A 20,172-nucleotide genomic window follows, 5' to 3' on the forward strand; every position below is an offset into this window, starting at 1 on the left:
TATGTGATTCGCATCACATTTCACCTTCATGCATCAGCTGGACCTGCACCGGCGTCGCGTGGCTCGGCGGTTCCCGAACCTGGGAACAGCCTGTGATCACGGGGTCCGATATTTGTTGACAGGTCATCGAGCCGGAGCGATTGCGAGTGATGCGAGATGAGTCGGATGCTCAAGTCCGTCCGAGTGGTGCGATCTGTCGACACCGCCGAAGTCCTCGGACCGCAGCGACAACGGCTCACGCCGTGTATCACCGCGGAAGTCTGTGGCACCGAAGGGATTTCGGCCGGTACGGTGTACATGCCGCCGGGCGCGATGTCGCGCGCGCACTACCACGCGCACAGTGAGATCGTGGTGTTCTGCCTGCGCGGCAACGCCGTGACGCTGATCGGGCCCGAACTGGAACCGTACTTCCACGGTCCCGGCGAATTCATCTACATTCCCGAGGGAATCGTGCACGTCGCCGTGAATCTCGGTGTCTCGGACGATCTCGTCGCCGTCGAGATGCGCACCGACCCGCGGTTCAACGACGACGTGGTGCTGACCCCGGAATACGACGAGGCCGCCGCCGCGGTCGCCACGCGGTTGCGCGCCGAACTCCCGGTCGCGACATGATCGAACGCAAGCGCAGCCACGCCGCCGTGATCACCCGCAGCGGGCCGATCGATGAGCTGTTCGCCGCCGCCGCGCGCCGGCCGGAGCTGGTCTCGTTCGCGGCGGGTGCGCCGGATCCGGCGCTGCTGCCGGTCGAGTCGATCGCCGGGCTCGCCGCGGCGGCACTCGACCGCCACGGCCGGGCCGCATTGCAGTACGGGCTCACCGGCGGCCTGCCCGCGTTGCAGGAATTGTCCCGAAAGCTGTTGTCCGAGCGGGGAATCGACTGCGCGACCGGCGACATCCACATCGCCACCGGCGCCTCCGGCGCACTGCACAACATCTGCCTGGCGACCCTCGACCGGGGTGATGTGGTGCTGGTCGAGACACCGACGCACGGCCCGGCGGTCACCCTGTTCCGCAGTCACGGCGCGACCGTGATCGGGGTCGAATGCGACGAGTCCGGGGTGCTGCCCGAGGCGCTCGACGATGCGATCCGGCGGCATCTGCCCGCCTTCGTCTACCTGATGCCGACCTTCCACAACCCGACCGGCCGCACGATGTCCGCCGAACGCCGGGCACGGACGGCCGAGGTGATCCGGCGGCACCGGATGCTGGCGATCGAGGACGACGTCTATGTGGAGTTGCGCTACCGCGGGGCCGAGGTGCCCGCGCTGACCTCGTTCGTGCCGGAGTTCTGCGCCTACCTCACCTCGCTGTCGAAATGTGTCGCGCCGGCGCTGCGGATCGGGATCACCACGATGCCGCAGCCGCTGCTGCGCGATGTGCTGGTGCTCAAACAGGGCATCGATATGCAGACCTCCTCGCTCACCCAGGCGCTCGCCGCCGAATTCCTCGGCGGGCCCGAGCGCGCGGCGCACCGGCAACGGCTGGTCGAGCACTACGCGGCCAAACTCGACCGGCTCGCCGGCGCGCTCGGCGAACACCTCGGGCCGGACTTCCGCTGGACCGTTCCCGACGGCGGGCTGTTCGTCTGGGTCGAGGGCCCACCGGATTTCGACGCCGGCGCGGTGCTGCCGGCCGCGCTCGACCACGGGGTCGCGTACCTGCCGGGCAGCCATTTCTACGCCGACGGCGGCGCGGACCGTGGCAACACCCTGCGCCTGAGCTTCTCCGCGGTACCGATCGGGGATATCGACCGGGGCGTCGCGGCGCTGGCGCGGGTGTGCCGGCCGTGATGCCGCAGGCGCATCCGATCGTCGGCGTATGGGAGGTCACCGCGCCGGACGCGCCGTTCCCGCACCACGTCATGACCTTCCACGCCGACGGCACCATGGCACAGTCGAATCCGGATATCGGCAATCGGCAGACCAGCGACAGCGGCGGGATGGGGATCTGGCGGGCCGACGGCGGCGAGGTCGCCGGGAAGTTCGTCGAATACACCGTGGATCGGGCGGAGCCGTCGATCGTCCGGCGGGGCGTGGTCGAATTCCGGATGGTGGTGGCGGCCGGTGAGTTCCGCGGCGACGCCGCGGCGACCTTCACGCAGCTGCCGGACGGGCCGGTCACCGAGCCGGCGCGTACCTCGTTGTACGGCAGGCGGCTGATCTGATCAGGCGGCGGCCATGGTGGCCGTCGCGCGGGAACGGATCGCGAGCATCTCGGCGGCCACGGCGATCGCGGTCTCCATCGGGGTGTGCGCGCCGATGTCGAGTCCGGCCGGCGCGCACAGCCGGCCCAGGGTCATATCGTCGAATCCGCCGGCCCGCAGCGCCTCGATCCGCCGCAGATGGGCGTTGCGGGAGCCGAGGGCGCCCAGATAACCGAAGTCGTGCAGCCGCAGCGCGACCGTGAGCAGGGGAACCTCGAATTTGGGGTCCTGGGAGACCAGCACCAGGGCGGTGGAACCGTCGATGCGACCGGCGGCGGCCTCCGCGTTCAGATAGCGGTGCGGCCATTCGACCACGACCTCCGCCCCCGGGAAGGACTGCGGCGACGCGAACGCCTCGCGGGCGTCGCACACGGTGACCCGGTAGCCGAGTAGTCGGGCCTGCACGGTGAGCGCGGACGCGAACGGGTTGGCGCCGAAGATGATCATCCGCGGCGGCGCGGTGTACGAGCGGACGAAGATGTCCGACTCCGGCAGCGACACCAGCTCGGTGTTGTGCTTGCGCTCGGTGACCAGGTGCTGGCCGATCACCTCGGGATCGGTATGCCACACCACGGTGAACACCGTGACCGGTTTGTGCGCGGCGATCTCCTGCGCGACGGTCGGGAACTCCGGGAAATGGCCACGGGAGAACGGTTCCACGAACACGTCGATGGTGCCGCAGTCGGTGCCCACCTCCAGACCGGAGGTCGGATCGAAGCGCCGCAGCTCACGCCGCCCGGTGGCCGCCGCGATCCGGGCCGTCTCCAGCACCGCCGCCTCGTAACAGCCGTCGGACACCGTGCCGTGCACCCCGCCGTCGGGATCCACCAGCATGGCCGAACCGACCGGCAGGGGTGACGAGCCGAAGGTGCGGACGAGCGTCGCCAGGCCACCTACACGGCCGCTCTGCCACACTCGCATCATATCTTCGAGAATGTCGCGCATCACAGGCTCCCGATCACTGTGCACGATTGTGCGGGTAGTCGTGGTCACGTCCCGTCGCCAAATCGTCGCACGTGACGGCCACCATATCCGGTCTTTTGTCCAGATACGCCCTTGCGCCCGAATCTCCTCGTGCGGAATCGATCACGTTTGTCCAATGTTCATGTCCTATGACCACCGGATGTCCGGGTGCTTCACCGAAGACCGCGCGGGCGAGCCCACTGGACGCGGCGCGGGCGGCGGCGAGTACCCGCGCGACCACCGCCGGACCGACGTCCGGAGTGTCGACGGGCATGATCGCCGCGTAGTCGGCGGCCGCGGGGCCGGATTCGGCCAGGGCGCCGAGCCCGGACCGCAGCGAGGCGGACATCCCGGTCGCCCAGTCCGCCGCCCAGACCGGCCGCGCTTCCGCCGGAAGTTCGATTGCGGGTTGTTCGCTTATCTGCCATCCACCGCTCGCCGAGGGGCGGGCCGGGCCGCTGGCACCCAGCACCACGACCACCTCCGCGCACCCGCCGCCGCGCAGTGCGGCAACCGCCGAGCGCAGCCAGTTCCCGTCGGCCGCCAGTACTTTGGGCCGCCCGTACCGAGTGCCCGCACCGGCGGCGAGTACGATGCCGTCGCAGCGTCCGAGGGTCATGGCGGCGAGGGTAGCCCAGATCGGTGATCTTCGCTGTCCGAGTGGCACTACTGCCGGGGATGGTCGAAGCTGGGTCGAGTGACCACCGATGTGATCGCTCTCGAGGAGTTCGGCGCACTGCCCGAACCCGCGGCGATCGAACTACTGCTGAAATGTTGCTCATCTCCGGCCTGGGCCCGCGCGGTGGCCGCGCGCCGCCCCTACGCCACCGTCGAGGCGATGCTCGGCGCGGCCGATACGGCGCTGGCGCAGCTCTCCGAGAACGAGTTGGACCGCGCGCTGGCCGGACATCCGCGGATCGGCGCCCGCCCGAGCGATCCGTCCGCGCAACGGGAACAGGCGGGTATCGCCGGAACCGGCGACGATGTGCGGGCCACGCTCGCGGCCTGGAATCGGGAGTACGAGGCCACCTTCGGGCACGTGTATCTGGTCCGCGCGACCGGCCGGACGGCCAGTGAGCTGCTGGAGAACCTGTTGACTCGGTTGCGCAACGACCCGGCCACCGAACGCCGTATCGTGCGGGGGGAACTGGCCCAGATCAACCGCATCCGCTTGCGCCGGCTGTTCGGCGCGGACCCCGGGGAGTCGTGATGAGCACGCTGAGCACTCATGTTCTGGACGCGGTGCGGGGTGGTCCCGCGGTCGGCGTCACCGTGACGTTGTTCGGCCCGGATTCCGGTGCGCCGGGCAGTGCCCCGGCGCCGAGCGGCGCGGCACTGCTGCCCGGCGATGCGACCACGGTGTCGCCGGAGGGTTCGGCGGTGGCGCCCTCGGGCGATGTGGTGATGCTGGCCTCGGCGGTGACCGATGCCGACGGGCGCATTCCGGCGCTGGGTGGCGATCTCGCCCCCGGGCTGCACCGACTGCGCTTCGAGACCGGCGATTGGTTTGCCGCCCAGGGCATCCCGGCCTTCTACCCCGAGGTCACCGTCGCCTTCACCATCGGCGACGAGCAGCATCACCACGTCCCGTTGTTGTTGTCGCCCTTCGCATATTCGACCTATCGCGGCAGCTGACACCCGACCGCGGGTCCGGTCGTCGGGTCCGGGATCCGGTCAGCCGAAGCGCTCGATGCGCACGCGGTCGCGTGGCTGCCCGGCCGCGACGAGGAGGCGGGAGGCGTGTTCGGCGAAACCGTTGCTGCCGCAGACGTAGGCCTCCCAGCCACCCTCGGGCCGTTCGGCCAGAGCGGATGCCAGATGACCCGCGTGCAGCCGGCCCGCGGTGCGGGTGGTCACCACGGTCGTCTCCGGGCCGAATTCGCCCGCGTAGGGCAGGCTTTCCCGGGTTCGCACCGAAATGATCAGGCGCAGTGGGACTTTCGAGCCGGTCTCGCGGCGGTGCCGCAGCATCGACATCAACGGGACGACGCCGGAGCCGCCGCCGAGCAACAGGGCCGGACGGTCGCCGGGCCAGGCGAAGAAGCCGCCGAGCGGACCCTTGATCTCCACGGTGTCACCGGGTTTCGCGACGGTGTGCAGGTGGCCGGACACCTCGCCGCCGGGTACCCGGTCGACGGTGAGTTCGATGTGGCCGGTATCGCCGGGGGTGGAGGCCAGCGAATAGTGGCGCTGCGCGGTGTAGCCGTCGGCGGCGGTGAGGCGCACCATCACGTGCTGGCCGGGCAGGTGCCCGGACCAGTCCGGTACCGCGAAGCGGAAGGTGGACATCGTCGCGGTCTCGCGGCGGATGCCGGCCAGGGTGGCGGGGCGGAAGACGGCCGCCGCGCGGTTGCTGGGGACCAATCGTGGTGGGACGGCGAAGGTCTCACTCACCGGCATAGCGTTCCTCGTGCCACGGATCGCCCTCGTTGTGATAGCCGTTATGCTCCCAGAATCCGGGCTCGTCGTGATCGAGCAGCCGCAGGCCGGTGATCCACTTGGCGCTCTTCCAGAAGTAACGGCCGGGTACGAGCAGTCGCGCCGGGCCGCCGTGCTCGGGTGTCAGCGGGAGTCCGTCCGCCTCCCAGGCGATCCAGGCCCGGCCGGAACGTAGTTCCGCCAGCGGGAGATTGGTGGTGTAGCCGGTGTGGGAACGGGCCAGTACGTGTGTGGCTTCGGGCAAAGGGCTTGCGGTGGTGAGGAATTCGTCGAGGTCGACGCCCGCGAACCAGGTGCCGAATCGGGACCAGCCGGTGACGCAATGGATATCGCCGCGGTACTCCGAGCGGGGCAGGGCGTGCGCCTCGTCCCAGGTCCAGGTACGTGGGGTGGTGACCAGGCCGTCGATGCGGAGGGTCCAGTCGGTGGCGGTCAGTTCCGGCGTCACCTCCGCCGACAGCACCGGCCACGCCTGCCCGGCGTCGTACTGCCCGGGCGGCAGTCGCGGGTCGCGGTCGGCGCCGCGGCTGCGGAACCCTCGGGTGACGATCACGGCGAGCCAGCCTACACGTCGGATCATCCCATATCTTGGGACGTACGGCCGATAACTTTGACGTCCGTCCAGTTGGACAGGCAAGATCACAATTATGTCTGCGCTTTTGTTGACGCGCCGGCTGTACGTGGATTTGCTGCGGACGACCACGGCCAGCTGTCGCCGGCCCTGATCGACCTCGCGAACCCCCTCCCGCGGCGGCCTCTCGTCCGTCCCGGCCCTGCGGTCCCGTCGTACCGCAGATTCCTCTCTCTGCTGGAGCCCCACCATGCCCCGTTTCACCGCGGTCGCCGCCGCCACCGTGCTGTCCTGCGCCCTGCTGGCCACCGGCTGTTCGCAGAGCGACAACGCCACCGGTAACTCCGGGAGTGCCACCCCCTCCGTCGGTCAGGCGACCGGGCCGAGGCCGGCCCCGTTCGACAAGGGCGCGGTGAAGGTCGCGCTGGTCCGCCAGAGCGGGGCCGGCGACTACTTCGAGCAGTGGGGTAACGGCGCGAAGGCGCAGGCCAAGGCCCTCGGCATCGACCTGGCGGTCTACGACGCGCAGTCCGACAACGCCAAGCAGGCCACCGACTTCTCGCAGGCCGTCAACTCCGGGGCGAGCGCGATCATCGTCGACCACGGCTTCCCGGCCACCATCGAGCCGCTGATCGATCAGGCCGTGGCCAAGGGCATCACGGTGGTGAGTTACGACGTCGACACCACCAACCCGAAGGTGATCACCACCCGGCAGAGCGACGCGGATATCGCGAAGGCCGCGCTGAGCGCGCTGGAGTCCGCGGTCGGGAAGAACGCGCCGATCGGCTACGTGAATGTGGCCGGATTCGCGCCGCTGGACCGCCGCGACACCGTCTGGCAGCAGACCAAGGGCGGCGAGGGCTGGACCGAGGCGTTCAAGGTCGGCAAGGTGACCGATTCCACCGCCACCGACAACGTGCCGCTGGTCAACGCCGCGCTCACCCAGCATCCCGAGGTGAAGGGCATCTTCGCCCCCTACGACGAGCTGGCCAAGGGTGCGACGCTGGCCGTCCAGAACAAGCATGTGGAGAGTTCGGTGAAGGTGGTCGGCGCTGACGTGTCCAACGCCGACATCCAGATCATCACCGCCGACAACAGCCCGTGGGTCGCGACCGCCGGCACCGACCCGTCCGCGGTCGGCGCGGCCGTGGTGCGGACCGCCGCACTGCAACTGGCGGGGCAGCTGAACAAGCCGACCGTCGAATTCCCCGCGGTGGCGATCACCCGGGAACTGTTGGTGTCCGAGAAGATCGCGAACATGGACCAGCTGCGCAAGGCGCTGCCGGAGCTCAACCTGGCCCAGGTGAGCGCGGCGAACTGGATCCCGGTCGTCTCCTACTGATGCGCGGGCTCCGATGACCGGCACCGACCGGCCCGCCGTCGCGCTGCGCGGCGTGGGCATGGCCTTCGGCGGGAAGGCGGTGCTGGCGGACGTGTCCCTGGACGTGGCCGGCGGCGCCGTGACCGCGCTGCTCGGCGCCAACGGCGCCGGGAAATCCACCCTGATCAAGGTGCTGTCCGGGGTGTATCCGGAACACACCGGGCAGGTGGCGATCGACGGCGCGCCGGTCGAACTGCGCAGTCCCGCGGCGGCCCGGAAGCTGGGTGTGCAGACCGTGCACCAGCACATCGCCGACGGTGTGGTGCCCGGCCTGTCGGTCGCCGAGAACCTGGTGTTCGAGCAGATCGCCGCCGGACGCGGCAACCCCTGGCTGGACACCCGCCGTGTGCTGCGCCGCGCCCGTGCGATCTCGGCCGTCCTCGATCTGGGCTGGGACGAGCGCACACTGCGCCGCGACGTCGCCGAGCTCGGCATCTCCGACCAGCAATTGCTGCTGCTGGCCCGCGCGTTGTCGACCCGGCCCCGGCTGCTGATCCTGGACGAGCCCACGGCCGCGTTGTCGGCGGCCGAGGCGCGGCGACTGTTCGCGATCGTCGACCGGATGCGCGCCGAAGGCATTGCGGTGCTGTATGTTTCGCACCGGCTCGGTGAACTCGACGCACTGGCCGACCGGCTGGTGGTGCTGCGCGACGGCCGTCTGGTCGCCGAGCAGCCCCGGCCGTTCGACTGGGACAGCGCACTGCGCGCGATGCTGGCGACTCGCGCGGTCGATCCGGAACACGGGGGCGAGTCGGCGGCCGCGAATTCGGCCGGAGCACCTGCGGTGGCGGCGGCCGGGTCGGCCGACTCTCGCGCGGAGTCGGCCTCGGCGCGGACCGCTGCGACCAGGTCCGCGGGTCGGGCGCGAACCGCTGCGGATGCTGCGAAAGAGGCTGCGGGACAGTCGGATTCGGGGCAGTCGGCTGCCGCGTCGACCGCCGGTGCCGGATCCGCGGATCGGCAGGATTCGGCGCGAGTATACGCGGAGCCGACCGCGGCGGAGACGGAAGCCGAAGCCGCACAGGTGGTTTCGCGGCTCGCCGAGGTGGTGCGGCCGGAATCGGCGGGGCCGGGTGGCGGGCCGGTGGTGGTGTCGTTGCGTGGGGTGCCGTTGTTGCCGGGGCGAGCACCACAGGATCTCGACCTTCGCGGGGGCGAGGTGACCGGTGTCGTCGGGTTGCTGGGGGCGGGGAAAACCGAGTTGGCGCGCGGGCTGTTCGGGGCGGACCCGTTCGGTGCGGGGACGCTGGAGTTGGCCGGAAAGCGTTATCGGCCAAGGCATCCCGCCGACGCCATCGCGCGTGGTGTCCATCTGGTGCCGGAGGATCGGCATGTCGATGCGCTGATCCCGGATTGGTCGATCGCGGAGAATCTTTCGCTGCCGTTCCTGCGGGCGTTGTCCGATGTGTTCGGGCTGATCCGGCGGGGACGGGAGCGGGAGCTCGGCAGCCGGACCATCGCGCGGCTCGGCATCGTGGCGCCTGGGGAGGCGAGTCTCATCGAGGAGTTGTCCGGGGGTAATCAGCAGAAGGTGGTGGTCGGCCGCTGGCTGGCGCATCCGCCGCGGGTGCTGATCCTGGACGAACCGTTCCGCGGGGTCGACATCGGCGCGCGGCGCGACATCGGACGGCAGGCCCGGCAATTGGCCGCCGGCGGTGCGGCGGTGCTGTTGCTGTCCGCCGATGTGGACGAGGTGCTGGAGGTGGCCGATCGGGTGATCGTGCTGGCCGACGGCGAGATCCGTTCCGACGGTTACGACATCGCCGGCGAACAGGTGATCGCCGCACTCGCGGGGTCCGCCGTGTGAGTGAGACATGCTGCCGCGCAGCCGAATCCGTGCCACCATCCGCCATCCACCCGAAAGTTCCGCGATGACCGCCACCGAACTCCCCGTACCCGCCACCACCGCCGCGCCGGCGCCGGGACGGATGCGCGACCTGGTGATCAAGTACGGCTTCATCGTGGTGACGCTGGCGCTGTTCGCCTATTTCAGCGCCAGCGAACCGGCCTTCCGGAATTCGGCGACACTGCTGGACATCCTGCGCTACGTCTCGGTCGCCGCGCTGCTCGGACTCGGCGTGACCGTGACGCTGGCCGTGGGCGGTATGGACATGTCGGTCGGCGCGGTCGCCGGGCTCGCGGTCTCGGTCGCGGCGAAGATGATGGTGGTCTACAACCAGGTCGGCGCGATCGCGATTCTGGTCGTGCTGGCCGCGGGTGCGCTTGCCGGACTGGGCAATGCGCTGCTGATCGTGGCGCTGAAGGTGCCGGACATGCTGGCCACGCTCGGCACCATGTTCGTCATCCAGGGCCTGAAACTCATTGTGGTGGACGGGCAGTCGATCTCGCCGGGCATGACGCTGCCCGGCGGCCGCACCGCGCCGGGTCGGTTCACCGCCGGCTTCCTGAAGATCGATCGGGGCAGCGTCGCCGGAATTCCGGTGTCGGTGCTGATCTTCCTGGTGCTGACCGTCGCGGCCTGGGTGTTCCTGGCCCGGACGCGATGGGGGCGGGTGCTGTACGCGATCGGCGCGAATCCGAAGGCGGCGCGGCTGGCCGGAATTCGGGTCGGCCTGTATCGGTCGCTGGCGTATGTGCTGTCCGGGGTGCTGGCCTCGATCGGCGGGCTGATCCTGGCCGCCCGGATCGGGCAGGGTGACGTGTCCGCCGGTACCTCACAGCTGCTGGAGGCGGTGGCGGTCGCGCTGGTCGGCACCTCGGTGCTCGGTCGCGGCAAGCCGAACGCGTGGGGTACGGCGCTCGGCGCGGTGCTGATCGGCATCATCTCCTCGGGGCTCACCATCGCCGGATTGCCCTACTACACCCAGGATGTCGTCGAGGGCGCGGTGCTGATCATCGCGCTGGTGTTCAGTTTCACCCTGTCGCGAGGAAGACGCTCATGAGCCACCGCATTCTCGAAACCGCCGACATCCCCGGCTATCTGCGGGAGCGCGGACACTGGGACGGATCCGGCGCGGTCGCGGTGCACGAGGTGTCCGACGGCAATCTGAATCGGGTGTTCATCGCCACCGGCGCCGGTTGGAGTCTCGCGGTGAAACAGGCGCTGCCCTGGGTGCGGGTGGCCGGACCCTCGTGGCCGTTGAGCCCGGCGCGCGCCGACGCCGAGGCGCGCGCCTACCGCGCGGTGGCGGCGGTGGCGCCGGAGACGATCCCGGTGGTCCACGGCTACGATCCCGGCGACTACGTCCTGGTCATGGAGGACATGTCGGATCTGCGGGTGCTGCGTACCGTGCTCAACGCGGGCGGCGGCTACGGCGGCGCGTCCGATGCGATCGGCCTGTTCGTGGCCCGATTGTCCTTCGCCACCAGCGATTTCGGCATGTCGTCGGCGGAACGCAAAGCGCTGCTGGCGGAATCGGTGAATCCCGAACTCTGCAAGATCACCGAGGATGTGGTGCTGTCCGAGCCCTATCTCGAGCACGAGCACAACCATCGGCATCCCGACCTCGCCGATCTGGCCGCGGCCTACCGCGCCGATCCGGCGCTGCGCACCGAGATCGCCGACCTGCGTCACCTGTTCATGTCCGGTGCGCAGGCGCTGCTGCACGGCGATCTGCACACCGGCAGCATCATGGTCGGCAGCCGGGCCGGTGCGGAGGTGGTCCGGGTGTTCGATCCGGAGTTCTCCTACGTCGGCCCGATCGGCTTCGATCTCGGGTTGTACTGGGGAAATCTGGTGGCGGCGGAATTCCGTGCCCGGTACCTCGGCGCCGTCGGCGACCATGCCGGGCAGTTGGCCCGCAGCTGGGACGCCTTCGAGACGGAGTTCCGCCGGCTGTGGCCGCAGCGCGCCGACACCTTCTTCGACGACGCCTACCTGGACCGGTTCCTGCGCCGGGTGTGGGCCGATTCGCTCGGGTTCGCCGGTGCGGAACTGATCCGCCGCATCATCGGTTACGCCCATCTCACCGACCTGGACACCCTGCCCGACGCGACCGCCGCACGGCACGCGCTGCTGGTCGGCCGGGAATTGGTCCTGCGCCGTACCGAACTCGGCACCCCGGCCGAGGTGCGGATCGTGCTCGACGACCTGGCCCCGAGCGTCATCGCCGCGACCCGGCCGTAACGATGTTCCGCTGGTCGTCGGCCCGGATTCCACTGCGGTTTCACGACTTCCGGTGATTTCAGAGCAGGGCCAGGGCGGCGAGGAGACCGGCCAGGGCGATGGCTTGCAGGCCGACCCGGAAACCGAGGATGCTGTCCCACTTGTCCTGCAGGGCACGGGCATTCGCGGGAATGACGCCGGTGCGCGCCGCCTCCTTCTGGACGGTGTTGACCGGCTTGGCCACGCGAGCGTAGAACGCCAGCCAGGACAGCAGCGCGACGAGCGCGATACCGGCGCCGATCGCCGCACCGGTGTGCCCGGCGGCGATCGCCAGTACGAGGGTGACCGCGGTGCCGACGACGCCGCCGATACCGAACGGTGGCATCCGGCGGTCGCCGTAGTAGTGGCCCCAACCGGCCACCCGGGTCAGGGTGGCATCGTCGAGTTTCCGGTACGACGAGCGCATGATCAGCGCCGCGCAGGCATCGGTGCCGTAGATGACGGCATTCGCGAGGACGGCGACGGAAGCGGCGATCTGGCCGAGGGTGGTGAGCATGTGCGTCTCCCTTTATGCTCGTATATCTAGCAGCGCTAGTTGATATAGCGACTGTAGGCCAGGATCGTCGCGATGTCTAGCGCTGCTAGCTTTTCGCGCCGGGCAGGTAACGCCGACGCAACGTGCCGGGGTGTTCCGCAACCTCGGCGCAACTAACGCCTTCTAAGGTGGGAATCGGTACCGGGCCGGTCGAACCGGCCGATGGCCGAATCGGTCGTGGTTGCGGCGGAAGCGGGTGGTCACATGGATCTCGATACGATCCGCGAGGTGATCGTGGCCCGGGAGCGCGCCGATCTCGAAGCGCTGGGCCCGAATTCGGCCGTGCTGGCCGGCGGCACCTGGCTGTTCTCGGAGCCACAGGATCGGCTGGACCGGCTGGTGGACATCACCGCCCTGGACTGGCCCGCCCTCGTCGTCACTCCCGCCGGCCTGGAAATCGCGGCGACCTGCACGCTCGCCGAATTCGACGCGGCGGCCGGCGTGCGGGAGGCGACTCCGGCGATGTCGGGGGTTGTGGGTGGTGCCGGGTCGGTGGCGTTGCCTGCGGAATGGGTTGCGGTTCGGTTGTTTTCGCAGGCTTGCCGGGCGTTGGTGGCGTCGTACAAGATTCGGCGTGCGGCGACGGTCGGGGGCAATGTGTGCTTGGGGTTGCCCGCCGGCGCGGTGCTGGCCGCGCTGGTGGCGCTGGACGGGACCGCGGTGGTGTGGCTGCCGGACGGTGGGGAGCGTTCGATTCCGCTGGCGCGGTTCGTCATCGGGCCGGGGCGGACGGTGTTGCGGCCGGGGGAGGTGGTGCGGTCGATTCGGCTCGACGACGCGAAACTGCGCTCTCGCACGGCCTTCCGGAAGGTGGCGCTCGCGCCGCTGGGCCGTTCCGGTGCGGTGGTGATGGGGCGCCGGGATGCGGACGGTCGCTGCGCGATCACGCTCAGTGCGGCGACGGTCCGGCCGACGGTGCTGGAATTCGGTGCGGTGCCGGAGGATAGCGAATTGGTGGCTACTGTGCTCGGGCTGGATCGCGGTGTCTGGTTCGACGATCCGCACGGGACGCCCGCCTGGCGGCGGCACGTCTGCACGGTGCTCGGTCGCGAGGTGCTGGCCGAATTGCGGGAGGTGCGGTCGTGAAGTTCGAGGTGGACGGTCACGCGATCGACGCACAGCCGCGACCCGGGCAGTGCCTGCGCACGCTGTTGCGCGAGCACGGGCGGTTCGCGGTCAAGAAGGGTTGCGACGCGGGCGATTGCGGTGCGTGCACGGTGCTCGTCGACGGAACGGCGATGCACGCCTGCCTGTATCCCGCGTACCGGGTCGAGGGGCGGGTCGTGACGACCGCCGCGGGGCTCGGAACGGTGGCGGATCCGCATCCGGTGCAGCGCCGGTTCGCCGAGGCGGGGGCGTTCCAGTGCGGATTCTGCACCGCCGGGATGGTGGTCACCGCAAGCGAACTCGATCGCGACGGGGTCACCGCGGCGGAGTTGCCGGATCGGCTCAAGGGAAATCTGTGCCGCTGCACGGGATATCGGCCGATCGCCGCGGCCGTGCTGGGTGTGGACGACGAACCGGCGCAGCCGGCCGGGCCCCGGGCGCTGCGGATCGTCACGGGCACCGAGCCGTTCACGTTGGACACCGAGCCGGCCGCGCCGGAGCCGGGACCGGATCACGATGTGGACGGGCCGCCGGCGGCGGTCCTGCATCTGGCGGTGCGCACCAGCCCGTATCCACACGCCCGGATCGTCTCGATCGATACCGCGGCGGCCGAGGCGATTCCGGGCGTGTGCGCGGTGCTCACCGCCGACGACAGTCCCGCCTTCACCTTCTCGACCGCGCGGCACCAATTGCGGGAGGACGATCCGGACGACACCGTGATCCTCGATCGGGTGGTGCGTTTCGCCGGGCAGCGGGTGGCGGCCGTGGTGGCCGAGACGCTCGATATCGCCCGCGCCGCCTGCCGTGCGCTGCGGATCGAGTACGAGCAGTTGCCCGCGGTCTTCGATCCCGAGGCGGCGTTGCGCGCGGAGGCGCCGAAACTGCACGGGGACAAGCCCGTTGCGTCCCGCATCGCCGATACCGGCCGCAATCTGGTCGCGGAGGTGCACGGCCGCACGGGCGATCTCGAGGCCGGGTCGGCCGCGGCCGCGGCGGTGGTCACGGGGGTGTGGCGGACCCCGCGGGTGCAGCACGTCCATCTGGAGACGCACGGCAGTATCGGCTGGATCGACGACACCGGCCGGCTGGTGATCCGCACCAGTACCCAGGTGCCGTTCCTGGTGCGCGACGAACTGTGCCGGGTGTTCGCGTTGCCCCGCAACCGGATCCGGGTGCTGGCCGCGCGCGTCGGTGGTGGTTTCGGCGCCAAACAGGAGATGCTGACCGAGGATCTGGTGGCGCTGGCGGTGCTGCGCACCGGAGCGCCGGTGCAGTACGAGTTCACCCGATCCGATCAGTTCACTTCCGCGCCCTGCCGGCATCCGATGCGGGTGGCGGTGACGGCCGGGGCCGACGCCGACGGCCGGTTGACCGCGCTCGCGGTCGACGTCCTCTCCGATGCCGGGGCCTACGGAAATCACAGTGCCGGAGTGCTTTTCCATTCGGTCAGTGAATCGGTCGCGCTGTATCGCTGCCCCAACAAGCGCATCGACGGGCGGGCGGTCTACACCAACAATCTGCCGTCGGGCGCGTTCCGGGGTTACGGCCTGGGTCAGGTCGGCTTCGCGCTGGAATCCGCGATGGACGAACTGGCGCGGCGGCTGGGCATCGATCCGTTCGAATTCCGCCGGCGCAACGTGGTCGTGCCCGGTGACGACCTGATCGGCGGATTCTGCACGCCGGACGACGATCTCGGTTTCGGCAGTTACGGTCTGGACCAGTGCCTGGATCTGGCCGAGGCGGCGCTGCGCCGGGGCAACGGGGTACGGCCGCCGGCCGGACGCTGGCGGATCGGCGAGGGGATGGCCGCCGCCATGATCGCCACCATCCCGCCGCGCGGGCACCGGGCCACCGCCGAGGCGGTGCTGCTCTGCGACGGCGATTACGAGATCCGGGTGGGCACAGCCGAATTCGGCAACGGCAGCACCACCGTACATGCTCGGCTGGCCGCCGCCGCGCTGCACACCGACGTGTCCCGGATCCGGTTGCGGCACGCCGACACCGATGTCACCGAACACGACACCGGCGCCTTCGGTTCCACCGGAATCGTGGTGGCGGGCAAGGCGGTGCACACCGCGTGCACCCGCCTGGAGCGGCAGATCCTCGCCCGCGCGGCCGCTCTCAGCGACCGGGACGGCACCCTCGCGGCCGAGGGGGTGTACTGCGGGGATCGGCTGCTCACCGCGGGTGAGCTTCTCGCTGCCGGACCGTTGCGCGCCACCGCGGAACACGACGGCAGTCCGCGCTCGGTGTCGTTCAATGTGCACGCCGTGCGGGTCGCGGTGCACGCCGACACCGGTGTGGTCCGGATCCTGCAATCCGTGCAGGCCGCCGACGCGGGCACCGTCCTCGATGCGCGGCAGTGCCGCGGTCAGGTCGAAGGTGGTGCGGCGCAGGCGATCGGCAGCGCGCTGTACGAGGACATGCGGGTGGAGAACGGGGTGGTCGGCGCGAAGACGTTGCGCCACTACCACATTCCGCAGCTCGCGGACCTGCCGATCACCGAGGTGCTGTTCGCCGACACCACCGACGCGCTCGGCCCGCTCGGCGCCAAGTCGATGAGCGAATCCCCCTACAACCCGGTCGCTCCCGCACTGGCCAACGCCGTGCGGGACGCGATCGGGGTGCGGCCGTACGAACTACCGATGACCGCGGACCGGATCTGGTCGCTGCTCGACGAGAAGGCTTGACGCACAAGCAATCCGAGTCGCCGCTCAGCGGAACAGGTTGCGCACGAACGGAACCGAGTCGACCAGGGAGGCGTTGACGGTACCGCTGTGATCGGTCGGATAGGTCCTGGCCGTGACCGGCTGGCCGTTGGCGGTCAGCACGGCGATGAAGCGCAGGGTCTCCGGGGTCAGCACGTCGGTGTCCTGCAGGCCCTGACCCAGGAACAGCGGCCGGTCGTAACCGGTTTCGGGCAGGCCCAGATAGTCGTGCAGCAGGTTGTGCGCGTCGGGGAGATCGGCGAGGGGGCGAGCGAGGAGGTCGCCGCCGATCACCTTGCGGTCGTGCAGTTCCTGCTCCAGCGGGAGCAGGCATTCGTCGTGCGCGCGGTCGACCCAGTACCGGCCGGTGTCCGAGAGGTACGAGTCGATGTTCAGGTTCGGGAAGCTGGTGCGCAGGCCGTTGAGGATGTAGAGCGCGTAGGCGGTGATCCCGGCGGGCAGCGCCACCGGCGGCACGCCGGGGCCGAGCGCGGTCACCACGTCCTCGATGTAGGCCGGGGTGCCGGTCGCGACCGCGCCGCGGTAGTCGAGTCCGGGGCCGCCGTACTCGGTGGCGTAGCGCGCCGTGGTCACGGCCGCGCCGGCGCCCTGGGACTGGCCGACGACCACCCAGCGGTGCGACAGCGTGTCCCATGCACCGGTCGCGGCCTGTACCGCGTCGACCACGTTGTGGGCCTCGACCCGGCCGTTGAGGTACGGATGGTCGCCCCCGGTGCCGAGCCCGGCGTAGTCGGCGGCCACGATCGCGTAGCCCTGCTTCAGCCAGGCGCCGAGATAGGCCCAGTCCCGGTCCACCGCACCCGGCCCGGCGATGCTGTAGGCGCATTCGTCGGCCAGGCCGATGGTCCCGTGCGCCCAGGCGATCACCGGCCAGCCGCCGGCCGGGGCCTCGCCGGGCGGGAAGTAGATCGCCGCGCTCGCCACGGTCGGCGCGTCACCCGCGGTGGTGGTGCGGTAGAGGAAGCGATGCGCGTCGACCGAACCCGGCAGGGTCGCCGCGGCCGACAACGGCAGGATCTCGGTCAGCGTGCCGGTGTCGGCTGCCGCCGGTGTCCCGGTGGCAGCGGCCGACAGCGCTCCGGTGCCGGCCGCCGAAGCGGTGCCCGGGTCGGCCACGGCCGTGGGCGGCAGCGTCGAGACTCCGGTGGCCAGCAGCGCCGCGGCCGCGAGCGCGGTCGCGGCGGTCGACAGTTTCCGCATCGTTCTCCTTCGTGCACGGGTTTCCGGCTCAGTATCGCCTGCCGCGCGGCAGAACCGGACCAATCGGTCCCCCGTGCCGCCGGAGGGGCTTGCGCACCGGGTTAGAATTGTGCGCAGAGCACAATCCAGGGGAGATCAATCGTGGCGTGGCGCACAGTCCGAATGGAACGAACAGCCTGTGAACGTCCTCACATCGCCGATCCGCGACGTCGAAAAACGGCCACCGCGGACGGTCACGAAAACAGTACGACCGTTACGCAAAACCGCACGTCAGGGCTACCGGCGGGTAGATTTGAGGCGGGCAAGCATTCCGCAAATTTCACAGAATTGGCAATCGGGCCGTCAAAGCTAGCTCGTATTCACACTTGTAACAGGTAGACGGCCATTTTTTCCTGTGCCATCGTGTGGAAGTACAACAGAAGGGCCTAGCAAGCCTGCAAATTGCCGCTCCAGCAGAGTCCGGACCCAGGGCAGCGCCGCCGCGCCGACCGCCCAGCAACCGCATCGTTCGGCGGTCGTGAGATTCGGACATGGGGCACGACGAGAAGTAGGAGTCACGATGTCGAACGTCGGCACCCCCAAGACCGCTGCGGAAATCCAGAAGGATTGGGACACCAACCCGCGGTGGAAGGGCATCACCCGCAACTACACGCCCGAACAGGTCGTGAAGCTGCAGGGTTCGGTCGTCGAGGAGCACACATTGGCTCGCCGCGGCGCCGAGATCCTGTGGGAGCAGGTCAACAACGAGGACTACATCAACGCGCTCGGTGCACTCACCGGCAATATGGCCGTGCAGCAGGTGCGCGCCGGCCTGAAGGCCATCTACCTCTCGGGCTGGCAGGTCGCCGGTGACGCGAACCTGTCCGGTCACACCTACCCGGACCAGTCCCTGTACCCGGCCAACTCGGTGCCCTCCGTGGTCCGCCGGATCAACAACGCGCTGCTGCGCGCCGACGAGATCGCCCGCGTCGAGGGCGACAACTCGGTCGACAACTGGCTGGTCCCGATCGTGGCCGACGGTGAGGCCGGTTTCGGTGGCGCGCTGAACGTCTACGAGCTGCAGAAGGCCATGATCGCCGCGGGCGCCGCCGGCACCCACTGGGAGGATCAGCTGGCCTCGGAGAAGAAGTGCGGCCACCTCGGTGGCAAGGTGCTGATCCCGACCTCGCAGCACATCCGCACCCTGACTTCCGCCCGCCTGGCCGCGGACGTGGCCGGCACCCCGACCGTGGTGATCGCCCGTACCGACGCCGAGGCGGCGACCCTGATCACCTCCGATGTGGACGAGCGCGACCAGGAGTTCATCTCCGGCGAGCGTACCGCGGAGGGCTTCTACCACCTGCGCAACGGCATCGAGCCCTGCATCGCCCGCGCCAAGGCCTACGCGCCGTACTCCGACCTGATCTGGATGGAGACCGGCACCCCGGACCTGGAGCTGGCCCGCAAGTTCGCCGAGTCGGTCAAGAGCGAGTTCCCCGATCAGCTGCTGTCCTACAACTGCTCGCCGTCGTTCAACTGGAAGCAGCACCTGGACGACGCGACCATCGCGAAGTTCCAGCGTGAGCTGGGCGCCATGGGCTTCAAGTTCCAGTTCATCACCCTGGCCGGCTTCCACGCGCTGAACTACAGCATGTTCGACCTGGCCTACGGCTACGCCCGCGAGGGCATGTCCGCCTACGTCGAGCTGCAGGAGCGCGAGTTCGCCGCCGAGGAGCGCGGGTACACCGCCACCAAGCATCAGCGTGAGGTCGGCGCCGGGTACTTCGACACCATCGCCACCACCGTGGATCCGAACACCTCGACCGCGGCGCTGAAGGGCTCGACCGAAGAAGGCCAGTTCCACTGAGAATGCGGTTGTCCCGTTTCGCATCCGGGATATCCGCGGTCGCCCCTCGCGGGCGGCAGGCTCGGGCCGGGATCCAGCTGCACACCTGGATCCCGGCCCTTGCCACTACCACCGAAAACCGCCGCCACCAATGAGAATCACCCAGGAGCGGACATGAGCGAGAAGATTCAGCGCGTCGGCATCGTCGGCGCCGGACAGATGGGCGCCGGCATCGCGGAGGTCTGCGCCCGGGCGCACGTGGATGTGCTCGTGTTCGAACCCACCCGGGAACTGGCCGCCGCGGGCCGGGCCCGGATCCTGCGGTCGCTGGACCGCGGGGTGTCCAGCGGCAAGATCACCGAGCGGGAGCGCGAGCAGACCGCCTGGCGGCTGCGTTTCACCTCCGATATCGGCGACTTCGCCGACCGCCAGCTGGTGGTCGAGGCGGTCGTGGAGAACGAGGAGGTGAAGACCTCGATCTTCGCCCAGCTGGACAAGGTGGTGACCGATCCGGACGCGGTGCTCGCGTCCAACACCTCCTCGATCCCGATCATGAAGATCGCGGTGGCCACCGCCAACCCCGAGCGCGTGGTCGGCATGCACTTCTTCAATCCCGTGCCGGTGCTGCCCCTGGTCGAGCTGGTCACCACGCTGAAGACCAGTGCCGCCGTGTCGGAGCGCGCGGAAGCGTTCGCCGCCACCGTGCTCGGCAAGCAGGTGGTGCGCTCGGCCGACCGGTCCGGATTCGTGGTGAACGCGCTGCTGGTGCCGTACCTGCTGTCGGCGATCCGGATGGTCGAATCCGGCTTCGCCACCAAGGAGGACGTCGACAAGGCCATGGTGCTCGGCTGTGCCCATCCGATGGGCCCGCTGGCGCTGACCGATCTGGTCGGCCTCGACACCGTGAAATCCATCGCCGACTCGATGTATGCCGAGTTCAAGGAACCGCTGTACTCGGCGCCGCCGCTGCTCATGCGCATGGTCGAGGCGGGACTGCTCGGCAAGAAGGCCGGCGCCGGCTTCTACCAGTACTCGAACAACCGCTAGTCGCTGTATCGGGCTGAAACCCGCTGCCGGAGAAGGAGTTCCGCTC

General features: G+C 69.6%; 19 protein-coding genes. 13 read left to right on the forward strand and 6 right to left on the reverse strand.

Features of this window, described 5'->3' with window-relative positions; all coding sequences use genetic code 11:
- The first annotated feature begins 165 nt into the window (after window positions 1-165).
- The 3 genes from G361_RS46185 to G361_RS0138525 are packed head-to-tail and all read left to right on the forward strand — an operon-like array spanning window position 166 to window position 2,164.
- Complete coding sequence (locus G361_RS46185; RefSeq protein WP_019932487.1) at window positions 166-612, forward strand: cupin domain-containing protein; 447 nt, start codon at window positions 166-168, stop codon at window positions 610-612.
- Entirely contained in the window at window positions 609-1,790 is a 1,182-nt protein-coding gene (locus tag G361_RS0138520; RefSeq protein ID WP_019932488.1) for a PLP-dependent aminotransferase family protein, read from the forward strand. The genes G361_RS46185 and G361_RS0138520 overlap by 4 nt, the downstream gene beginning before the upstream one ends.
- On the forward strand, window positions 1,790-2,164 hold the full coding sequence (locus G361_RS0138525) for a hypothetical protein (protein WP_036496639.1): 375 nt from the start codon (window positions 1,790-1,792) through the stop codon (window positions 2,162-2,164). Before G361_RS0138520 ends, G361_RS0138525 begins: the two co-directional genes overlap by 1 nt.
- On the opposite strand, the gene G361_RS46190 is transcribed toward G361_RS0138525, so the two are convergent.
- Both G361_RS46190 and G361_RS0138535 read right to left on the reverse strand, forming a co-directional pair.
- Window positions 2,165-3,148: an XdhC family protein gene (locus G361_RS46190; protein ID WP_019932490.1), complete on the reverse strand. Its 984-nt coding sequence runs from the start codon at window positions 3,146-3,148 to the stop codon at window positions 2,165-2,167. It lies immediately after the preceding gene.
- 13 nt (window positions 3,149-3,161) lie between these two features.
- A complete protein-coding gene (locus tag G361_RS0138535) occupies window positions 3,162-3,785 on the reverse strand; it encodes an NTP transferase domain-containing protein (protein ID WP_019932491.1) in 624 nt (207 codons plus the stop codon).
- 78 nt (window positions 3,786-3,863) lie between these two features.
- On the opposite strand from G361_RS0138535, the gene uraD reads away from it, so the two are divergent.
- Together uraD and uraH are read left to right on the forward strand one after the other, a co-directional pair.
- On the forward strand, window positions 3,864-4,376 hold the full coding sequence (uraD, locus tag G361_RS0138540; RefSeq protein WP_019932492.1) for a 2-oxo-4-hydroxy-4-carboxy-5-ureidoimidazoline decarboxylase: 513 nt from the start codon (window positions 3,864-3,866) through the stop codon (window positions 4,374-4,376).
- Complete coding sequence (gene uraH, locus G361_RS0138545) at window positions 4,376-4,801, forward strand: hydroxyisourate hydrolase (RefSeq protein ID WP_019932493.1); 426 nt, start codon at window positions 4,376-4,378, stop codon at window positions 4,799-4,801. The genes uraD and uraH overlap by 1 nt, the downstream gene beginning before the upstream one ends.
- 39 nt (window positions 4,802-4,840) lie before the next feature.
- Here uraH and G361_RS0138550 read toward each other — a convergent pair whose 3' ends face one another.
- Together G361_RS0138550 and G361_RS0138555 are read right to left on the reverse strand one after the other, a co-directional pair.
- Window positions 4,841-5,566, reverse strand: a complete 726-nt coding sequence (locus G361_RS0138550; protein ID WP_019932494.1) for an FAD-binding oxidoreductase — start codon at window positions 5,564-5,566, stop codon at window positions 4,841-4,843.
- Entirely contained in the window at window positions 5,553-6,185 is a 633-nt protein-coding gene (locus G361_RS0138555; RefSeq protein WP_019932495.1) for a sulfite oxidase-like oxidoreductase, read from the reverse strand. The genes G361_RS0138550 and G361_RS0138555 overlap by 14 nt, the downstream gene beginning before the upstream one ends.
- A 241-nt stretch (window positions 6,186-6,426) precedes the next feature.
- On the opposite strand from G361_RS0138555, the gene G361_RS0138560 reads away from it, so the two are divergent.
- The 4 genes from G361_RS0138560 (at window position 6,427) to mtnK (ending at window position 11,644) form a co-directional block, all read left to right on the forward strand.
- Window positions 6,427-7,518: a substrate-binding domain-containing protein gene (locus G361_RS0138560; RefSeq protein ID WP_019932496.1), complete on the forward strand. Its 1,092-nt coding sequence runs from the start codon at window positions 6,427-6,429 to the stop codon at window positions 7,516-7,518.
- A gap of 13 nt (window positions 7,519-7,531) precedes the next feature.
- Entirely contained in the window at window positions 7,532-9,364 is a 1,833-nt protein-coding gene (locus G361_RS50605) for a sugar ABC transporter ATP-binding protein (protein ID WP_019932497.1), read from the forward strand.
- Between the two features lie 64 nt (window positions 9,365-9,428).
- Complete coding sequence (locus tag G361_RS0138570) at window positions 9,429-10,460, forward strand: ABC transporter permease (RefSeq protein ID WP_026344029.1); 1,032 nt, start codon at window positions 9,429-9,431, stop codon at window positions 10,458-10,460.
- The gene (gene mtnK, locus G361_RS0138575) at window positions 10,457-11,644 is read left to right on the forward strand and encodes an S-methyl-5-thioribose kinase (protein WP_019932499.1); all 1,188 of its coding nucleotides are present in this window, start codon (window positions 10,457-10,459) and stop codon (window positions 11,642-11,644) included. Before G361_RS0138570 ends, mtnK begins: the two co-directional genes overlap by 4 nt.
- Before the next feature lie 58 nt (window positions 11,645-11,702).
- Here the strand turns inward: mtnK and G361_RS0138580 are convergent, their stop codons facing one another.
- Window positions 11,703-12,179 (reverse strand): DUF1772 domain-containing protein, encoded by a 477-nt coding sequence (locus tag G361_RS0138580; protein WP_019932500.1) that lies wholly within the window; start codon window positions 12,177-12,179, stop codon window positions 11,703-11,705.
- A 243-nt stretch (window positions 12,180-12,422) separates the two neighbouring features.
- Between G361_RS0138580 and G361_RS0138585 the strand changes: the two genes are divergently transcribed.
- Together G361_RS0138585 and G361_RS0138590 are read left to right on the forward strand one after the other, a co-directional pair.
- Window positions 12,423-13,304, forward strand: coding sequence for a xanthine dehydrogenase family protein subunit M (locus G361_RS0138585; RefSeq protein ID WP_026344030.1), 882 nt, complete (start codon window positions 12,423-12,425; stop codon window positions 13,302-13,304).
- Window positions 13,301-16,015 (forward strand): molybdopterin cofactor-binding domain-containing protein, encoded by a 2,715-nt coding sequence (locus G361_RS0138590; RefSeq protein ID WP_019932502.1) that lies wholly within the window; start codon window positions 13,301-13,303, stop codon window positions 16,013-16,015. Before G361_RS0138585 ends, G361_RS0138590 begins: the two co-directional genes overlap by 4 nt.
- Before the next feature lie 24 nt (window positions 16,016-16,039).
- Here the strand turns inward: G361_RS0138590 and G361_RS0138595 are convergent, their stop codons facing one another.
- Entirely contained in the window at window positions 16,040-17,254 is a 1,215-nt protein-coding gene (locus G361_RS0138595) for a lipase family protein (protein WP_019932503.1), read from the reverse strand.
- Window positions 17,255-17,813: 559 nt separating this feature from the next.
- On the opposite strand from G361_RS0138595, the gene aceA reads away from it, so the two are divergent.
- Window positions 17,814-19,100, forward strand: a complete 1,287-nt coding sequence (aceA, locus tag G361_RS0138600) for an isocitrate lyase (RefSeq protein WP_019932504.1) — start codon at window positions 17,814-17,816, stop codon at window positions 19,098-19,100.
- Between the two features lie 153 nt (window positions 19,101-19,253).
- Window positions 19,254-20,126, forward strand: coding sequence for a 3-hydroxybutyryl-CoA dehydrogenase (locus G361_RS0138605; protein ID WP_019932505.1), 873 nt, complete (start codon window positions 19,254-19,256; stop codon window positions 20,124-20,126).
- The last annotated feature ends 46 nt before the right edge of the window (window positions 20,127-20,172 follow it).

The organism is Nocardia sp. BMG111209, assembly GCF_000381925.1.
Lineage (GTDB): Bacteria > Actinomycetota > Actinomycetes > Mycobacteriales > Mycobacteriaceae > Nocardia.